The organism is Nitrincola schmidtii (assembly GCF_008973715.1).
GTDB lineage: Bacteria > Pseudomonadota > Gammaproteobacteria > Pseudomonadales > Balneatricaceae > Nitrincola > Nitrincola schmidtii.
Window position 1 is genome coordinate 58,788 of record NZ_WBOL01000010.1, and the last position, 17,265, is coordinate 76,052.

At 46.4% G+C, this 17,265-nt stretch carries 15 protein-coding genes; 12 read left to right on the forward strand and 3 right to left on the reverse strand.

Features of this window, described 5'->3' with window-relative positions; genetic code table 11:
* Nucleotides 1-13: 13 nt before the first annotated feature.
* A complete protein-coding gene (locus F7R24_RS09975; RefSeq protein ID WP_151671114.1) occupies nt 14-232 on the forward strand; it encodes a hypothetical protein in 219 nt (72 codons plus the stop codon).
* On the opposite strand, the gene F7R24_RS09980 is transcribed toward F7R24_RS09975, so the two are convergent.
* Complete coding sequence (locus tag F7R24_RS09980) at nt 229-849, reverse strand: CBS domain-containing protein (protein ID WP_151671115.1); 621 nt, start codon at nt 847-849, stop codon at nt 229-231. The genes F7R24_RS09975 and F7R24_RS09980 overlap by 4 nt on opposite strands.
* Before the next feature lie 139 nt (nt 850-988).
* Nucleotides 989-2,251 (reverse strand): aromatic ring-hydroxylating oxygenase subunit alpha, encoded by a 1,263-nt coding sequence (locus F7R24_RS09985; protein WP_151671116.1) that lies wholly within the window; start codon nt 2,249-2,251, stop codon nt 989-991.
* A 275-nt stretch (nt 2,252-2,526) separates the two neighbouring features.
* Between F7R24_RS09985 and F7R24_RS09990 the strand changes: the two genes are divergently transcribed.
* From F7R24_RS09990 to F7R24_RS10025, 8 genes are all read left to right on the forward strand, one after another.
* Nucleotides 2,527-3,633 carry an FAD-binding oxidoreductase gene (locus tag F7R24_RS09990; RefSeq protein ID WP_151671117.1) on the forward strand — a complete coding sequence of 369 codons (1,107 nt, stop codon included), beginning with the start codon at nt 2,527-2,529 and terminating at the stop codon, nt 3,631-3,633.
* Nucleotides 3,634-3,815: 182 nt separating this feature from the next.
* The gene (gene glyA / locus F7R24_RS09995; protein WP_151671118.1) at nt 3,816-5,111 is read left to right on the forward strand and encodes a serine hydroxymethyltransferase; all 1,296 of its coding nucleotides are present in this window, start codon (nt 3,816-3,818) and stop codon (nt 5,109-5,111) included.
* Nucleotides 5,112-5,132: 21 nt separating this feature from the next.
* Nucleotides 5,133-6,383: a sarcosine oxidase subunit beta family protein gene (locus tag F7R24_RS10000; RefSeq protein ID WP_151671119.1), complete on the forward strand. Its 1,251-nt coding sequence runs from the start codon at nt 5,133-5,135 to the stop codon at nt 6,381-6,383.
* Nucleotides 6,384-6,398: 15 nt separating this feature from the next.
* Nucleotides 6,399-6,707 (forward strand): sarcosine oxidase subunit delta, encoded by a 309-nt coding sequence (locus F7R24_RS10005; RefSeq protein WP_151671120.1) that lies wholly within the window; start codon nt 6,399-6,401, stop codon nt 6,705-6,707.
* Nucleotides 6,704-9,721: a sarcosine oxidase subunit alpha family protein gene (locus F7R24_RS10010; protein ID WP_151671121.1), complete on the forward strand. Its 3,018-nt coding sequence runs from the start codon at nt 6,704-6,706 to the stop codon at nt 9,719-9,721. Before F7R24_RS10005 ends, F7R24_RS10010 begins: the two co-directional genes overlap by 4 nt.
* Nucleotides 9,714-10,337 (forward strand): sarcosine oxidase subunit gamma, encoded by a 624-nt coding sequence (locus F7R24_RS10015; protein WP_151671122.1) that lies wholly within the window; start codon nt 9,714-9,716, stop codon nt 10,335-10,337. Before F7R24_RS10010 ends, F7R24_RS10015 begins: the two co-directional genes overlap by 8 nt.
* Nucleotides 10,330-11,199 carry a formyltetrahydrofolate deformylase gene (gene purU, locus F7R24_RS10020; protein WP_151671123.1) on the forward strand — a complete coding sequence of 290 codons (870 nt, stop codon included), beginning with the start codon at nt 10,330-10,332 and terminating at the stop codon, nt 11,197-11,199. Before F7R24_RS10015 ends, purU begins: the two co-directional genes overlap by 8 nt.
* Nucleotides 11,200-11,244: 45 nt before the next feature.
* Nucleotides 11,245-12,624 carry an L-serine ammonia-lyase gene (locus F7R24_RS10025; RefSeq protein ID WP_151671124.1) on the forward strand — a complete coding sequence of 460 codons (1,380 nt, stop codon included), beginning with the start codon at nt 11,245-11,247 and terminating at the stop codon, nt 12,622-12,624.
* Between the two features lie 68 nt (nt 12,625-12,692).
* Here F7R24_RS10025 and gbdR read toward each other — a convergent pair whose 3' ends face one another.
* Nucleotides 12,693-13,829 (reverse strand): choline metabolism transcriptional regulator GbdR, encoded by a 1,137-nt coding sequence (gene gbdR, locus F7R24_RS10030; RefSeq protein WP_151671125.1) that lies wholly within the window; start codon nt 13,827-13,829, stop codon nt 12,693-12,695.
* Nucleotides 13,830-14,096: 267 nt separating this feature from the next.
* Between gbdR and F7R24_RS10035 the strand changes: the two genes are divergently transcribed.
* The 3 genes from F7R24_RS10035 (at nt 14,097) to F7R24_RS10045 (ending at nt 17,243) form a co-directional block, all read left to right on the forward strand.
* Nucleotides 14,097-14,981 (forward strand): LysR family transcriptional regulator, encoded by an 885-nt coding sequence (locus F7R24_RS10035; RefSeq protein ID WP_151671126.1) that lies wholly within the window; start codon nt 14,097-14,099, stop codon nt 14,979-14,981.
* The gene (locus tag F7R24_RS10040; RefSeq protein ID WP_240776076.1) at nt 14,959-15,990 is read left to right on the forward strand and encodes a CobW family GTP-binding protein; all 1,032 of its coding nucleotides are present in this window, start codon (nt 14,959-14,961) and stop codon (nt 15,988-15,990) included. The genes F7R24_RS10035 and F7R24_RS10040 overlap by 23 nt, the downstream gene beginning before the upstream one ends.
* 134 nt (nt 15,991-16,124) lie before the next feature.
* A complete protein-coding gene (locus tag F7R24_RS10045) occupies nt 16,125-17,243 on the forward strand; it encodes an S-(hydroxymethyl)glutathione dehydrogenase/class III alcohol dehydrogenase (protein ID WP_151671127.1) in 1,119 nt (372 codons plus the stop codon).
* Nucleotides 17,244-17,265 lie beyond the last annotated feature (22 nt).

A 17,265-nucleotide genomic window follows, 5' to 3' on the forward strand; every position in this document is an offset into this window, starting at 1 on the left:
AGAGGTATTGCCTATGATGTTTGCGGATTTAGTTGATGAGGATGATTTTCGTGAGCGCCTTCAAGATTTGGGGGCGCAATTACCCAAGGATGCCTCTCCAGAGCTTTGTATGACGATGGCTCAAGCGCAGAAGTTAGACGGTTTACAGCAGTTGGTAGAGCATTTATTGGCTGATCCAGGTTTACTTCAACCAGAGGTCAGATTGGCGTTGCAGCAAGTTAAATTTGGTTAAACTTCAAGTTTAACATTGGGTCCGCTAACCAACAGGCGCATCAGATCTGGGCGGCAAATAATCCCTATAAGGGTTTTGTTGTCCTGATCTACGACAGGCATAGCGCTGAGTTTGTGAGTAATGAAGAACTGAGCGATATCTCTTACTAGGGTATCGCCAGTTACTGCTGAAAATTCTTCTGGCATTACATGGCTAATTAAAATCTGCTCTTCGATCCTTGCTTGCTCTAAGTGTTTTCTGTGCAAAATACTTATGGGTTTAAACTCGTCATCGACAACCACAATATGATCGACTTCTGCCTTATCCATTAAGGCTAAGGCCCTAAAGATTGTGCTTTGTGATGGTATGGAAATGACTGGACTGCTCATAATGTGCATGGCTTGAAGCTTGCGTCTCTCTTGAAGCGTGTCCGATTTACGTTCGGTATCAAGGTAAAGACTGGAGGGATGATTAGATTGATACTTACGACCTAAAGGAACCGCCGCACGTGCTAGCGGCGCTGGAGTGTCTGTTTGCCGATCTGATGTTAACGGATTGAGTTCTTCAATATGACGATGCCTTGACAGTAGGCTAGCTGTTGGCGTGATGATACCGTTATTGTAGATGAGCAGAGCCATGTTACGTTCCTTTTAAGTTACTCCTCATCATAGTATCGGCTAAAACGCAAAATATTTTATAGCATAAAACAAGGGATATTATCTTAATCTCGTTCTGAGACGATATTACCCCTTGTTTAGTAGGGAGAGAGTGTAAAATTTACACTGTTTTGTGTGTGTTTTCGATTATTCGATCGCTATACCAGTTGACGAAATCTATCACACCAAACTCGAAGGTTTCTGAGTAAGGACCAGGCTGATAGGCAATCGAGTTGATACCGCGTTGATTTTCTTCCGCCAGAACGCGGTCTTGGTCATTGGTGGCATCCCACACTTTGCGCATATGACTGATGTCATAGTCGACACCTTCAACCGCATCTTTATGCACTAGCCATTTAGTGGTCACTAGGGTCTTTTGTGGTCCGAGTGGTAATACACGGAATACTACAGAATGATCACCCATCCAGTGATTCCATGAATTGGGTAAATGCAAAATACGAAGTGACCCCAGATCAGGGCTAGTGATACGACCCATCAGTTTTTTACATGCGGGTTTGCCGTCCATCGTCATAGAAACCACGCCATCTAATAAAGGCGTACGAGTCATACGATTGCGTTTACCAAAATACTTGAGCGCATAGGGTACACGCATGTTATCCCAGTCTTGCTGTTTAACAGCCACTAAAGCTTTGTATTCAGGCGTTGCCAACGGGTCATCGGTGTCGTCAAACTGTTGCAGTGAGTTAAGCAACTCTGGATGGGAACCGTTGCAATGATAGCACTCACGGTTATTCTCTATGACGAGCTTCCAGTTGGCATCTTCAACAATGTCGGTTTGTACCGCAACTTTTAGATTTTCGACATCATAGGGTTCTAAATAGTGCTTAAGCTCTTCAGTAAAGGCTTCAAACTCTGGTGGGTTGTCGGCTAAGCATACAAAAATATAGCCACCGGCGACTTTTACATTGACGGGTTTAAGATTGTGAGCATTTAAATCAAATTGTTCTCCCATATCAGAACCCGCGAACAGCAACCGACCGTCTAATTCATAAGTCCATTTATGATACGGACAAACCAGTTTCGCTACTTTTCCTTTTTCGGTGACACAGAGTCGCGAGCCGCGATGACGGCAAACGTTAAAAAAGCCGTGTATAACCCCCTCCGCCCCTCTGACTAATACAACAGGGTTGGAACCTATGGTCAGGGTGATAAAGTTACCTTTACTTGGAATTTCACAGGTCATGCCAGCAAAGATCCATTCTTTCCCAAAGATTTCCTGAAGATCTAGCTGATAGATGCGCTCGTCATTGTAGAAGGGTTGTTCGAGTGAATAATTGGGTTTACGGTTGATCAGCATCGAGGCAGCCGCTGAGCGAACATTGGCCAGTGGATCTTCAAGCAACTGAGAGGTGTTCAGGTTCATCTTCGGTATCCTGTGTTAGGGTCCATATTTCAATCAAGCCAGCTTTTTTATGCTACCAGCAAAGCCACGACGCAAGTGTGGAATAGAGTTGAAAATGCCAATTACACAGCGACGACATTGAATGCCTGTAAAGCGACGTGCTTCATTAAAAAAATCAATATAGGTGGGGGTTTTAGATGGCTAAATGTCGCAAATAGAACAATGGTCGTTTCTATGCAGGCGACAATGGCAAGATAAAACAGATACCGACATTTTCTAGCGGACGGATACACAACATGAGCGAGCTTTTCATGAACCCAATTACAACTCAAACTTGGTCTAACGGTCGACATCTTGTCCGTTGCGTTAAAGTGATTCAAGAGACATGGGATGTTAGAACCTTTTGCTTTATGGCTGAACAGCCAGTGCTTTTTTTCTTCAAACCAGGTCAGTTCGTAACGCTTGAGTTGGAGATTGACGGACAACCAGTGATGCGCTCCTATACGATCTCTAGTTCACCTTCGGTGCCTTATAGCTTTTCTATTACCGTTAAGCGAGTGCCAGGCGGTCAGGTATCCAATTGGTTGCATGATAACCTTCAGCAGGGTGATGAACTGGCAGTGCATGGACCTGTTGGGAATTTCAACTGTATTGACTATCCGAGTGAAAAAGCGCTGTTTCTATCAGGAGGTGTTGGTATCACGCCACTGATGTCCATGGTTCGTTGGTATTTTGATACTAACGCTGCTATCGATATTAACTTTATTCATAGCGCTCGCTCCCCAAGAGACATTATTTATCATCGCGAGATGGAGCATATTTTTTCGCGCATACCAGAATTTAGGCTGCATATTGTCTGTGAACGCAGTGATGAATTAGGTGATTCATGGTATGGCCTTCGAGGTTATCTTGATCAACGGATGTTGGAGCTCATTGCTCCTGATTACTTGGAACGAGAAGTTTTCTGTTGTGGTCCAACACCCTACATGAACGCAATCAAGAATATTCTGCAACAAAATGGCTTTGATATGAGCCGTTACCACGAAGAATCCTTCGGAGCGACACCTGTCGATGTCACGGTCGATGTGTTGGAGCAGGTAGAGCAGGCAGAACTGGCCGCTGAAGAAGTTCAGCCAGAGGATCTGCTTCAAGTGGAGTTTCTCAGCAGTGGTAAAAGTGTTCGTATCTTACCCAACGAAACTGTTCATGCTGCCGCCGCCAAATTAGGGCTACATATTCCCAAAGCCTGCGGTATGGGTATTTGTGGTACCTGTAGAGTCGAACTTAAATCAGGCGAAGTGGATATGGAGCATAACGGTGGTATTACCGATGAAGATATTGAAGAGGGTTATATCCTCTCCTGCTGTAGCCGTCCCAAAGGCAATGTCGTTGTTGATTTCTGATAAGGTGATGTACTGATGATTTTGTCGCAAATTGATATCTGTGTCGCAAATAGATCACCTGCTGACGGTGGCGCGTATCTGATATTGGGGCACTAGGGCTAACATCTGTTGCAACTGGCGCTTGATGCCCTTGCTAGAGCAAACAGTCTCTCAGCTAACAGAATAAAAGACAGGAGATAAGCATGAATAGTCGTGATGGTTTTTCAAGAGTTGACTCGTTACAAAATTATGATGTTGAACTCGCCACGATGCTGCAAGAGGAACATAGCCGTCAAGAAGCACACATCGAGCTGATTGCTTCTGAAAACTACACCAGCGTTCGTGTGATGGAAGCACAGGGTGGTCAGTTAACCAATAAGTACGCAGAGGGTTATCCAGGCAAACGCTACTATGGTGGTTGTGAAGCCGTAGACAAGGTCGAAGCCTTGGCGATTAGTCGTGCTTGTGAACTCTTTGGTGCCCGCTATGCAAATGTTCAACCTCACTCTGGCGCCCAAGCCAATGCTGCGGTATTTATGGCGATGGTTCAGCCTGGTGATACCATTCTAGGCATGAGCTTAGCGCATGGTGGTCATTTAACGCATGGTGCTGCACCCAATTTTTCCGGTAAATATTACAAAGCGGTTCAGTATGGTTTAAAGCCAGAAACCGGTGAAATTGACTATGATCAGGTCGAAGCGCTAGCTCGTGAGCATCAGCCAAAAATGATTATTGCGGGTTTCTCTGCCTATTCGTTAATTGTTGATTGGGCTCGTTTTAGAAAAATCGCAGATGAAGTCGGTGCGATTCTATTTGTTGATATGGCACACATTGCTGGACTGGTTGCGGCGGGTCTTTATCCTAGCCCATTACCTTTTGCTGATGTGGTCACTACCACCACACACAAAACCCTTCGTGGCCCCCGTGGCGGCATGATTTTGACCGCCCGTGATGATGAAGCCTTGCATAAAAAACTGAATGGTGCGGTATTCCCCGGTCAGCAAGGCGGACCATTAATGCATGTCATCGCTGCCAAGGCTGTCGCTTTTAAAGAAGCGATGGAACCTGCCTTTATCGATTATCAAAAGCAGGTGCTAGAAAATGCACAAGTGATGGCATCGGTATTCATTGAGCGAGGCTACGATGTTGTCTCTGGTGGTACTAAAGATCACTTATTCCTAGTCTCATTGATTCGTCAGGGCTTGACCGGTAAGGATGCTGATGCAGCTCTGGGTCGTGCTCATATCACAGTGAACAAAAACTCAGTACCCAATGATCCACAAAGTCCTTTTGTCACTTCCGGTCTTCGCATCGGCACGCCTGCCATTACCTCACGTGGTTTTGGTGTTAAGGAGAGTCGTGCGTTATCAGGCTGGATCTGTGACATTTTGGATGTGATGTCAGCTGGTCAGTCTACAGATGCGATAGAGGCTGGAGTGCGTGCCAAAGTGGCTGAGCTTTGCTCACGCTTCCCTGTTTACACCGAAACCCGCGCCTAATCAGGCACAGGAGAAAATATAATGCAGCGTTATTCCGGTTTTGGTTTAGCTAAACACGCGCTTACTCACAATGAAAATTGGCAGCGTATGTGGCGTAACCCAGTCCCCAAGAAAAAATATGATGTCATCATAGTGGGTGGCGGTGGTCATGGATTGGCAACCGCTTACTACCTAGCGAAAGAGTGTGGCGTTACCAATGTCGCCGTGATTGAAAAAGGCTGGTTAGGTGGCGGTAATACGGCACGAAATACCACCATTGTGCGCTCCAATTACCTATGGGATGAAGCGGCTGCATTGTATGAGCATTCCATGAAGCTTTGGGAAGGTCTTTCACTAGATCTGAACTATAACGTGATGTTCTCTCAACGTGGTGTATTGAACCTGGGTCATACCTTGCAAGATATGCGTGACATTCAACGTCGTGTGAATGCCAATCGCTTGAATGGTATTGATGGTGAGGTTCTGGATGCACAGCAGGTTAAAGAGATCTGTCCTGTTTTAGATTGTTCACCTAACACCCGTTACCCTGTATTAGGTGCTTCATGGCAACCTCGTGGTGGTGTTGCGCGTCACGATGCAGTGGCCTGGGGTTATGCACGGGGTGCGGATGCCTTGGGTGTGGATCTGATTCAGCAAACCGAAGTGGTCGGTATGCGCATTGAAGACGGTCAAATTATTGGTGTGGAAACCACGCGAGGCTTTATCGGTGCAGAAACCGTGGGCTGTGTTGCGGCTGGTAACTCCAGTGTACTGGCTAAAATGGCCGGTATTAAGTTGCCATTAGAATCGCACCCATTGCAAGCCTTGGTTTCTGAGCCTATTAAACCGGTATTAGATACCGTAGTGATGTCAAACCATGTGCATGGCTATTGCAGCCAATCTGACAAAGGCGATTTGGTGATTGGCGCGGGTATTGATGGTTACAACGGTTACGGCCAGCGTGGCAGTTACCCAACCATCGAGCACACTTTGCAAGCCATTGTTGAGATGTTCCCAACGTTTTCTCGTGTGCGCATGAACCGTCAATGGGGTGGCATCGTGGATACTTGCCCTGATGCGTGTCCTATTCTGTCAGCAACCCCTGTCAAAGGATTGTTCTTTAACTGTGGTTGGGGAACCGGTGGCTTTAAAGCGACTCCTGGCTCTGGAAATGTGTTTGCATGGACACTGGCGAAAGGTGTGGCTCATCCAATCGCAGCACCTTTCAGTATCGACCGCTTTGTCAGCGGAAAATTAATTGATGAACACGGCGCCGCCGGTGTTGCCCACTAATCTGAGGGAATTGTTATGTTTCATATTTACTGTCCCTATTGTGGGGAGCATCGAGAAGAAAACGAGTTTCGACCCAAAGGTCAGGCGCATATCATGCGTCCAAAAGATCCAGAATCCTGCTCTGATGAAGAGTGGGCAGATTATCTGTTCTTCCGCGATAACCCCAAGGGTATTCATCATGAGATGTGGGTTCACGCGACCGGCTGTCGTAAGTTTTTTAATATGACCCGCGATACCGTCAGTTACGAGATCCTTGAAGTTTATAAAATGGGTGAACAACCTAAGATTACTGCAGCCAGTCGTGTCGTTGGAGGCGAAAAATGAGTCAAGCCAATCGTCTCAGTCAAGGCGGTCAAATTGACCGTAGCAAACAGATTAACTTTACCTTTAACGGATTGCGTTATACCGGTTATGAAGGCGATACCTTAGCTTCTGCTTTATTGGCTAATGGCGTAGATATCGTCAACCGCAGTTTTAAGTATTCCCGTCCACGGGGCATTGTCGCCTCTAATGCGGCTGAACCTAATGCGATTGTTCAATTAGGAAGTACCGAAGCGACTCAAGTACCTAACGTCCGTGCGACACAACAGGCGCTGTACGAAGGGTTATCAGCGCGCAGCACCAATGGCTGGCCTAACGTCAATAACGATGCCATGGGCCTTGTTGGCAAGCTCGGTGGGCCGATGATGGGTCCGGGTTTTTATTACAAAACTTTTATGGCACCAGCATCCATGTGGATGACCTACGAGAAATTTATTCGTAAAGCCGCAGGTTTGGGTCGTGCGCCTAACGAGAATGATCCTGATATTTATGATCATTACAATCGACACTGTGACCTGTTGATTATCGGTGCGGGTCCTGCCGGCTTAGCGGCTGCGTTAACGGCTGCGAATAGTGGTGCAAGAGTCATCATCTGTGATGAGCAAGAGAGTTTTGGTGGCTCATTACTGGAAACTGCTGACCCATTGAATGGCAAGCCAGCTTCTGAGTGGGTATCGCAAGTGGTAGAACAACTTGCCGCCAATAACGATGTACTGATGCTGCCCAGAACGACCGCAAATGGTTATCACGATCATAACTTTGTAACCCTGCATGAGCGTCGCACAGAGCATCTTGCCGACAAAGCGCCGATTGCGCATCAAGCGCGCAGTCGTATGCATCATATTCGTGCTAAACAGGTAATTTTGGCCACGGGTGCTCAAGAGCGTCCTGTGGTTTACGCAAATAACGATGTCCCCGGTAACATGATATGCAGTGCGGTTTCTGCTTATATTCGCCGTTATGCGGTTGTACCCGGTCAAAAGCTGGTGGTAACCACCGGTAATGATAGTGGCTATCAAGCTGCATTAGATTGGCAAGCAGCTGGACGCGAAGTCGTGGCGATTGTCGACTGCCGCGCGAATCCTGATGGTGATTTGGTTAAACAAGCGCGTCAAAAAGGTATTCGCATCATTGCTGGTAGTGCAGTATTCGAAGCTAAGGGTAGTAAACGAGTGACCGGTGCGCGAGTCGCTGCAGTGGATCTAAATGCGTTTACACTCAAAGGTGATGTAGAAGATTTGGGTTGTGACACGATTGCCAGCAGTGGTGGTTTTAGTCCTGTTGTTCACCTTGCTGCACATACCGGTGCTCGTCCTGTCTGGAATGAAGAAGCTATTGGTTTTGTTCCAGGTAAAGTAAAAGGAGTGATTCCTGTCGGTGGAGTGGATGCGATCTATCCCTTAAATGAGGTGTTGCAATCAGGCCACCAAGCAGCAGTTCAGGCAATTGAAAGTTGTGGTTATACCTTAACGCCTCTTGAATTACCTAAAGCCACGGGTCGTGTTGAAGGCAAAGCTGCGGCACTTTTTCAAGTACCGCATCTAAAGTCGACCAGTCGTGCACCGAAACAGTTTGTTGATTTACAAAATGATGTCACTGCGGCGGGTATCGAGTTAGCAACGCGTGAAGGTTTTGAATCGATTGAGCACGTTAAGCGATACACCGCCTTAGGATTTGGCACCGATCAAGGTAAGTTGGGCAATATCAATGGCATGGCGATTACCGCCCGGTTGTTGGGACGCACCATCCCTGAAACAGGTACGACGGTATTTCGTCCCAACTACACCGGTATCACCTTTGGAGCGATTGCGGGGCGTCATGCCGGCGCTTTATTTGATCCAGAACGTTATACGGCTATGCATCAATGGCACCTGCAACGTGGCGCAAAGTTTGAGGATGTTGGTCAATGGAAGCGTCCTTGGTATTTCCCGATCGGCAACGAAACCATGCATGAGGCTGTGGCGCGTGAATGCCGAGCGGTGCGTGAACAAGTCGGCATATTGGACGCGTCAACACTGGGTAAAATTGATATTCAAGGTAAAGATTCTCGTGACTTTTTAGCGCGTGTTTATACTAATAAATGGGCGCAGCTAGGGCTTAACAAATGCCGTTACGGCTTGATGTGTAAAGATGATGGCATGGTGATGGATGATGGTGTGACCACCTGTTTGGGTGACAATCACTTCTTGATGACCACGACCACTGGCGGTGCTGCAGGTATTTTAGAATGGCTTGAACTATGGCATCAAACCGAGTGGCCTGAACTGGAAGTCTATTTCAACAGTGTCACCGATCATTGGGCAACCATGACCATTACCGGTCCGAATGCCCGAGATCTGTTGTCAGAAATTACTGACATTGATCTAGCTAAAGACAGCTTTAAGTTCATGGAATGCCGCGAAGGAATGGTTGCGAATGTGCCTGCACGAGTGTATCGCATCTCCTTTACCGGTGAATTAACTTACGAAATAAACGTGCAGGCTAACTATGCTATGCATGTTTGGAAAGCCCTGTTTGAACATGAAGAAACCTATGGTCTGACGCCATACGGAACAGAAACCATGCACGTATTACGTGCAGAAAAAGGTTTCATTATCGTAGGTCAAGACACTGACGGGTCTGTCACGCCTGAAGATTTGGGAATGCAGTGGTGTGTGGGTTATGACAAACCTTTCTCTTGGATAGGAAAGCGTGCTTTATCGAGACCTGATACACGTCGGAAAGATAGAAAGCAATTGGTCGGTTTATTGCCCAGTGATCCCAAGGTTGTTTTGGAAGAGGGCGCTCAAATCGTTTTCGATCCTAAACAGCAAGTACCGATGAAAATGAAAGGGCATGTGACCTCAAGCTATTACAGTCCAACACTGGGACAAGGTTTTGCGTTGGCACTGGTGATGGGTGGAGCAGAGCGGATGGGTGAAACCGTATTTATGCCGATGGCTGATGGTACTGTCTATGAAGCCAAAATCGTTAGCCCAATTTTCCTAGATCCTAAAGGAGAGCGCCAGAATGTCTAATGTAGCTGTATTTGATCAAAACGCTGGCATCGGCGTACTGGCTGAATCACCCTTGGCACATGTCAGTGGTGTTAAAGGTGGTCACACCCCTGGCGTTGTTATTCATGAGAAAGCGTTTCTCGGCTACCTGACTTTACGAGGAAACTCTGCTGATTCCTCATTCTGTTCAGGTGTCGAGCAAGCATTGGGGATGCCGCTTCCTACAGAGCCTCTTAGCCTGCATCAAAACCAACAAAAGGGCAGTAGTATCCAGTGGCTATCGCCCGATGAGTGGCTGATCGTGGTTCAAGGAGGAACCGAGTATGAAACTGAAATGGCACTGCGTACTGAATTATCGAGTCATTTTGCTGTGGTCAATATCAGTGGTGGCCAAACATTGCTAACCCTGAGTGGTTCGGCTGCACAAGACGTGTTACATAAGTCGACAGTGTATGATGTTCATCCACGTAATTTTCCAGTCGGTAAGGCAGTAGCGACAAACTTTGCCAAAGCTACCGCGATTATTCGTCGTCCTTCAGAAGGGACTTGGGAGCTGATCGTTCGTCGCAGCTTTGCAGATTATTGTTACCGTTGGTTAATCGATGCGAGCCAAGAGTTTGGAGTGGATTATGAGTAGGGTTCGCACTAGTTGGATCTTTACCGCTCAGTGTCCCAGTCGTATCGGTACAGTAGATGTGGTGACCCGTTTTCTGCGAGAAGAAAACTGCTATATCACTGAGCTTAACTCCTTCGACGATCGCGATAGTCAAGGTTTTGTTATTCGGGTCGAGTTTAGACCCGAAACAGAAGGCTTTAATAGTGAAAGCTTCCTAGAGCGTTTTCAGCCAAGGGCAGTCGAATTTGATATGGATTTTGAACTGACGGCGCCCGGCACCAAAATGCCGGTTGTGATTATGGTTTCTAAGTCAGATCATTGCTTAAATGATCTGCTATATCGTTATCGTACCGGTCAACTCTCTATCGATATTCGTGCCATAGTGTCTAACCATCCTGATCTGGAAACCCTGGCACAGTGGCATAACTTGCCTTACTACCATTTCCCTATCACTGCAGACACCAAAGCAGAGCAAGAGGCGCAAGTATGGCAGGTGGTGGAAGAAACGGGCGCAGAACTGGTTATTTTAGCGCGTTATATGCAAGTGCTTTCGGCTGAGATGTGCGAAAAACTTTCCGGTAAAGCGATCAACATTCATCACTCCTTACTTCCCGGCTTTAAAGGTGCGCGTCCTTACCATCAGGCTTACGACAAGGGTGTTAAGTTGGTGGGAGCTACGGCGCATTACATCAATAATGATCTTGATGAAGGACCGATTATTGCTCAGGGTGTGGAGCCGGTTGACCATACTCATTATCCAGAGGACTTGATCGAAAAAGGGCGTGATATTGAATGTCTAACCCTCTCTAGAGCGGTAAGTTATCATATTGAACGACGCGTGTTTTTGCTGCAAAAAGGGAAAACGGTCGTTTTTGCTAGTTAGTCTAGCGTTGCTGTTGCCATAATAACGATAAAACTGAGTGTGACCATGTCCATAAGTGTATTTGATCTTTTCAAAATTGGGGTTGGGCCATCGAGTTCACATACCGTTGGACCCATGAGTGCCGCGTGTGACTTTGCCACCGTTCTTGATGCACGCAATTTATTGAACAGCGTTAAGCGCATAGAAGTTCGTTTGTACGGTTCTTTATCAGCGACAGGTAAAGGGCACGCCACAGACAAGGCCATTATTATGGGGCTGATGGGGGAGCGTCCTGATCGAATCGATCCAAGCGTGATTAATGCTCGTGTTGAAGAATTAATCTCCACTGAAACCTTGTTCCTGTATCAACATAAGCACATTCCTTTTATATGGGATCGAGACATGGTGTTTTTAGAGGAGGTGTTACCACGTCACCCTAATGCCATGTCGATTACTGCCTATGATGATGAAAAAGCGCTGTACCAAAACACCTATTACTCCATCGGTGGTGGCTTTGTTATTACCGATGAAGAAGCTCAAGATGATAAGTTGGTGCTGCACACTTCCTCATTACCTTATGAATTTAATACGGCTGAAGAACTGTTAAGACTCTGCAAAGAACATCAGATGAGCATCAGTGAGTTGATGCTGGAAAATGAAAAAGTCTGGCGAAGTGAAGCAGATATCCGTTCGGGATTATGGAAAATCTGGGAAGCGATGCACGAATGTGTGGAAAATGGCTTAAAGCATGGTGGTATTCTTCCGGGTGGATTGAATGTACGTCGTCGTGCGCCAGATTTCTTTCAACGGCTAAAAGCCGTTGAGCAAAACCCTAATGTGATCTCGACCACTTTTTCAGTGATGGATTGGGTGAATGTTTACGCTTTGGCGGTTAATGAAGAGAATGCAGCCGGTGGTCGTATGGTGACTGCGCCAACCAATGGTGCCGCGGGCATCATTCCTGCGGTGTTGTGCTATTACGTTAAGTTTGAACCGACTTCCTGTGAAAAGCAGGTGGTAGACTTTCTGTTAGCCGCCGGTGCCGTGGGTATCTTATGTAAGAAAAACGCCTCGATCTCTGGTGCTGAAGTAGGCTGTCAGGGTGAAGTGGGTTCAGCTTGTGCTATGGCTGCTGCTGGATTATGCCAAGTCTTAGGAGGCACGCCTTCACAAGTCGAAAATGCCGCTGAAATAGGTTTAGAGCATAATCTAGGGTTAACCTGCGATCCGGTGGGGGGCTTGGTGCAAGTGCCTTGCATTGAACGAAATGCTATCGCGTCCATTAAAGCGATTAACGCCGCACAAATGGCATTACGTGGTGATGGTGAACACTTTATCTCTCTTGATAAAGTCATCCGTACCATGCGCGATACGGGTCGTGATATGCAGGATAAGTATAAGGAAACTTCACGTGGCGGATTGGCCGTGAACGCTATAGAGTGCTAGAAATTCAGTACGCTTTAAGTATACAGAACGCCCGCTTTGCGGGCGTTCTGTATTAACGATAACAGTATTTAGTGCAGCATGATGCTGGCAAAGGTCGGTTCATCACGTGCTTGGGCCAGTGCTTTCATCGCGGAAGAGACTCTTGGCTCTGAGTTAATAACTGGCGGCTGAGTCGTTGCATGACTCATCACTGGAGTCACCGGTCGAAGATCCGACAGTCCTTGGCGTTCTTCTCTGGGTGGTAAACCAAAGTATTCACGATAACATTTGGAAAAGTGCGGTGTGGAAGCGAAACCACAAGCAGAAGCGACTTCAATAATGGATAGACTGCTCTGTTTCAGTAGTTGCCGTGCTCGCACTAAACGCAGTTTCAAATAGTAGCGCGAAGGTGAGCAGTGCAGATATTTCTGGAATAAGCGTTCAAGCTGACGTCTTGAAAGATGGGCATAGTTGGCCAGTTCATCCAAGGTTAGCAGCTCTTCAAGGTTAGATTCCATTAACGCAACAATTTCCAGTAGCTTGGGCTGAGTTGATCCGAGAACATGCTTCAACGGAACCCGCTGCTGGTCTTGCTCATTGCGTACACGGTCATAAATAAACATATCAGAGATGCCCGCAGAGAGTTGTTTGCCATGCTCTCGGGCAATCAGATTTAGCATCATGTCTAAGGGTGCCGTACCACCAGATGAGGTCATACGCTCACGGTCGATACTGAAGAGTTTGGATGACAATTCAATTTTGGGAAAGGCTTCTTTTAAAGAGGCGATACATTCCCAGTGTATACTGGCCTCAAAATGATCCAACAAACCCGCTTGTGCCAGTACCCAACTCCCTGTACAGATAGCACCCAGCGTTCTATGCTGCCTAGCCTGTTGTTGTAGCCAACTGAAATGCTCTTTAGTCGCGCTGTGTTGAGCCGCATAGCCACCACAGACAATGACGATATCCAGTTTAAGTTGTTCTTCCATCGCTGCATCAGGAGTCACGGTCAATCCATCACTGGCTTGAACCTGAACGCCACCCGGTGATAGCGTGAACCATTGATAGAGCTCTTCCCCACTAAGCTGGTTGGCCATGCGTAAGGGTTCAATAGCGGATGCCAGCGATATCAATGTGAAGTTATTCATTAATAAAAAACCGATCGTGACGGTTTTAGGTTTTTTAGCAGCAGTGAGCGCAACAGCGCCTTTGGGAGTAGCAGACATTGACATAGCTCCAGGTTGTGGTGTCATTTAAGCATCAGAAAAATCTTCCAATGCTGTGACCTTTTATTGTTATTGTGTGGGTAGAGCAAAGCGGTATTGTTTCGCTCTACACTGAACCTCGATGTCGTTTTCGGGCACGTTCAACAGCAAATGTAATGCAAATGTCGTAAATAGGCATGTGTTATTTCGTGTCTGTGTATAAAATAACTATTGCTGTATGGCAATAATCTCCATATTAATGACCTTCGTTTAAGGTGTCGCGTTTTAATGAACCATTGGGACAGGATAGAAGCCTTTACAGAGGTGGTGCGATTAGGCACTTTCTCTGCTGCTGCACGTCATCTGAATGTGTCTGCATCTCATATTAGTCGTTTGATTGTGAAGCTAGAGCAGCACCTAGGAACACAATTGCTTTACCGAACGACGCGTAAGGTTCGCTTAACCGATGCCGGTAGAGTCTATTACGAACAGTGTCGACATCTGTTTGAAGGTTTTCGCGAAGCAGAAGCTGCCATTAATGATTTGCAAAGTAGCCCACGTGGCGTGCTAAAGATTACTGCGGGTTACACCTTCGGGGAGCGTTATATCGTCCCCCTGCTAAACAACTTTATGCAGCAACATCCGCAGTTAGAAGTGAATTTACATTTGACCAATCGACGAGTGGACTTAGTTGAAGAAGGCTATGACTTAGCCATTCGTGTAGGACCGATGGAAGATTCGTCGCTGATTGCACGAAAGCTCTGGTCACGGGAGGAGATTGTTGTAGGTTCGCCAGAATACCTAGCTCTCTATGGCGAGCCGATGCAATTACAAGAGTTGACCAAACATGAATGTTTGATCGGATCGCGTGATCGCTGGTTCTTTTTTGATAATGGAGTTCGCAGAGAGATACGCGTGAAAGGGCGTCTTCGTGCAAACTCGGGCAATGCGTTGCTGGATGCTGCGCTAAAAGGCATTGGATTGGTCCAGTTACCTGCATATTACATCAAAGAATATCTGGATAAGGGAGAGTTAAAGTCAGTGTTAGATGACTATGCTTACCGTGATTCCTCGGTTTGGGTCGTGTATCCACAACACAGACATTTATCGTCTAAAGTACGTATGTTTATTGACTATCTGGTAGAGAATATTGAACGCAATCAAGGACTGTAAGCTTCCCGTCAATGTGATTACTGGCTTTTTGGGGAGTGGTAAAACCACAGCGATAAAACACTTATTAGCACAAAAGCCAGACAATGAACGCTGGGCAATTATTGTCAATGAATTTGGTGAAGTGGGTATTGATACGCTCGCTGTTGAAAAAACAGATGAGCTAGAGTTGCTACCTCTGTCAGGTGGGTGTGTTTGCTGCCGTTTAGGTCCGCAACTCCATTCAAGTTTAAAAAGTTTACTGGCGTTGCAGCAGTTTGATCGTTTGATTATAGAGCCAACCGGTATGGGGCATCCCAGCGGTATCTTGGATACCTTGCTTAAGCCTTATTATCGACAAAGCTTAGACGTGCAAGCGATTATCTGTTTGCTGGATCCGAGAGATTTAGCAGATCAATCCTTGTTAAACGATCCCACCTTTGTTGATCAAATTAATATGTCAGATATTGTCGTTGCGAATAAAGCAGATAGAGCGTCGGATGAAGTGATAGCGAATTTTTATCATCATATGCAGGGTATCTTTCCAGCGAAACAACAACTCATTGTGACAGAGCATGGACAATTTGATGTTCAATTATTGGACATGATTCGACAGGGGCAATATCAGGCACAGACACCCGATGCACATGCTCATCACCATCAACATCTTACTCAACCACAAATGAACAGTTCGCCTGAACCTTGTTATCCAGTGAGGTACACCAGTGAAGGCATGGGTTTAGTGAGTTGTGGATGGGTTTTTCACCAAGAAGATATTTTTGATTTTGATGCCTTAGAGGCTTTTCTCTCAAGCTTATCAGGTATTGTCCGCTTAAAAGGAGTGTTTCGACTCGGCGCTGCCTACGTGTTTATCAATCGAGTCAAAGATGAAATGGATTATGACGCAATCAGTTATCGACGCGACTCTCGTATAGAAATTTTGGCAGAACAGGCATTGAACTGGGATGCCATTGAAACTGCCTTGATTGGAATAGCCAAACAGGGCGTCAATTCTCCTTATAGAGATCTCTAATGGATTTAATGGTGTTTGATTGTTTCTCAGCTGCAACAGTGATTTTCAATTCAAGTCACAATCCGCTGGCGACAAAAAATTATAATCAACGTCTATTCAAATAGATGTATCACACGAAATGATGGGGTAACAGAATGGAAATGATTAAAACGCGTGCAGCTGTGGCATGGGGTCCAGGTCAGCCATTAACGATTGAAGAAGTCGACTTAATGCCACCACAAAAGGGTGAAGTGTTGATTCGTATTGTTGCTACCGGTGTCTGCCATACCGATGCTTTTACCTTATCCGGTGAAGACCCCGAAGGTATTTTTCCTTCGATTCTAGGTCATGAGGGAGCCGGTATTGTTGAAGCTATCGGTGAAGGGGTCACCAGTGTAGAAGTGGGTGATCATGTGATTCCGCTTTACACGGCGGAATGTGGCAAATGTAAGTTCTGTTTATCGGGCAAAACCAATTTGTGTCAGGCTGTTCGTGCGACGCAAGGTAAGGGTTTAATGCCGGACGGTACCACTCGTTTCTTCAAAGATGGAAAGCCTATTTATCATTACATGGGCACCTCGACCTTTGCAGAGCGTACTGTAGTTGCTGAGGTTTCCTTAGCGAAGATTGATAAAGCAGCACCACTCGAAAAAGTCTGTTTATTGGGTTGTGGTGTGACCACGGGGATGGGTGCAGTCACTAACACGGCTAAGGTGAAAGAGGGTGATACGGTTGCCGTATTTGGCCTAGGTGGTATTGGGCTTGCGGTTATTATCGGTGCGGTGATGGCAAAAGCGGGACGAATTATTGCCATCGATTTAAATGAAGATAAGTTTGAGATCGCCAAAAAGCTGGGTGCAACTGACTTTATCAATCCGGCTAATTATGACAAGCCCATTCAGGAAGTCATTGTCGACATGACCGATGGTGGTGTGGATTACTCGTTTGAATGTATCGGTAATGTCAACGTCATGCGTGCGGCGCTAGAGTGTTGTCATAAAGGCTGGGGTGAGTCAATCATCATCGGTGTTGCCGGCGCCGGTCAAGAAATCTCTACCCGTCCTTTTCAGTTAGTCACTGGCCGTGTGTGGCGTGGTAGTGCTTTTGGTGGTGTGAAAGGGCGTTCTGAATTACCAGGATACGTTGAGCGCTTTATGAATGGCGAGTATGAACTGGATACCTTTATTACCCATACCATGCCATTAGAACAGATTAATGAAGCGTTTGATTTGATGCATGAAGGCAAATCGATTCGCAGTGTTATTCATTATTAAAACAGGATGGGGCGATCAATCA

Coding starts and splice junctions, on each gene's coding strand:
- F7R24_RS09975 (WP_151671114.1), top strand. CDS start 14: ATGATGTTTGCGGATTTAGTTGATGAGGATGATTTTCGTGAGCGCCTT.
- F7R24_RS09980 (WP_151671115.1), bottom strand. CDS start 849: ATGGCTCTGCTCATCTACAATAACGGTATCATCACGCCAACAGCTAGC.
- F7R24_RS09985 (WP_151671116.1), bottom strand. CDS start 2,251: ATGAACCTGAACACCTCTCAGTTGCTTGAAGATCCACTGGCCAATGTT.
- F7R24_RS09990 (WP_151671117.1), top strand. CDS start 2,527: ATGAGCGAGCTTTTCATGAACCCAATTACAACTCAAACTTGGTCTAAC.
- glyA (WP_151671118.1), top strand. CDS start 3,816: ATGAATAGTCGTGATGGTTTTTCAAGAGTTGACTCGTTACAAAATTAT.
- F7R24_RS10000 (WP_151671119.1), top strand. CDS start 5,133: ATGCAGCGTTATTCCGGTTTTGGTTTAGCTAAACACGCGCTTACTCAC.
- F7R24_RS10005 (WP_151671120.1), top strand. CDS start 6,399: ATGTTTCATATTTACTGTCCCTATTGTGGGGAGCATCGAGAAGAAAAC.
- F7R24_RS10010 (WP_151671121.1), top strand. CDS start 6,704: ATGAGTCAAGCCAATCGTCTCAGTCAAGGCGGTCAAATTGACCGTAGC.
- F7R24_RS10015 (WP_151671122.1), top strand. CDS start 9,714: ATGTCTAATGTAGCTGTATTTGATCAAAACGCTGGCATCGGCGTACTG.
- purU (WP_151671123.1), top strand. CDS start 10,330: ATGAGTAGGGTTCGCACTAGTTGGATCTTTACCGCTCAGTGTCCCAGT.
- F7R24_RS10025 (WP_151671124.1), top strand. CDS start 11,245: ATGTCCATAAGTGTATTTGATCTTTTCAAAATTGGGGTTGGGCCATCG.
- gbdR (WP_151671125.1), bottom strand. CDS start 13,829: ATGTCTGCTACTCCCAAAGGCGCTGTTGCGCTCACTGCTGCTAAAAAA.
- F7R24_RS10035 (WP_151671126.1), top strand. CDS start 14,097: ATGAACCATTGGGACAGGATAGAAGCCTTTACAGAGGTGGTGCGATTA.
- F7R24_RS10045 (WP_151671127.1), top strand. CDS start 16,125: ATGGAAATGATTAAAACGCGTGCAGCTGTGGCATGGGGTCCAGGTCAG.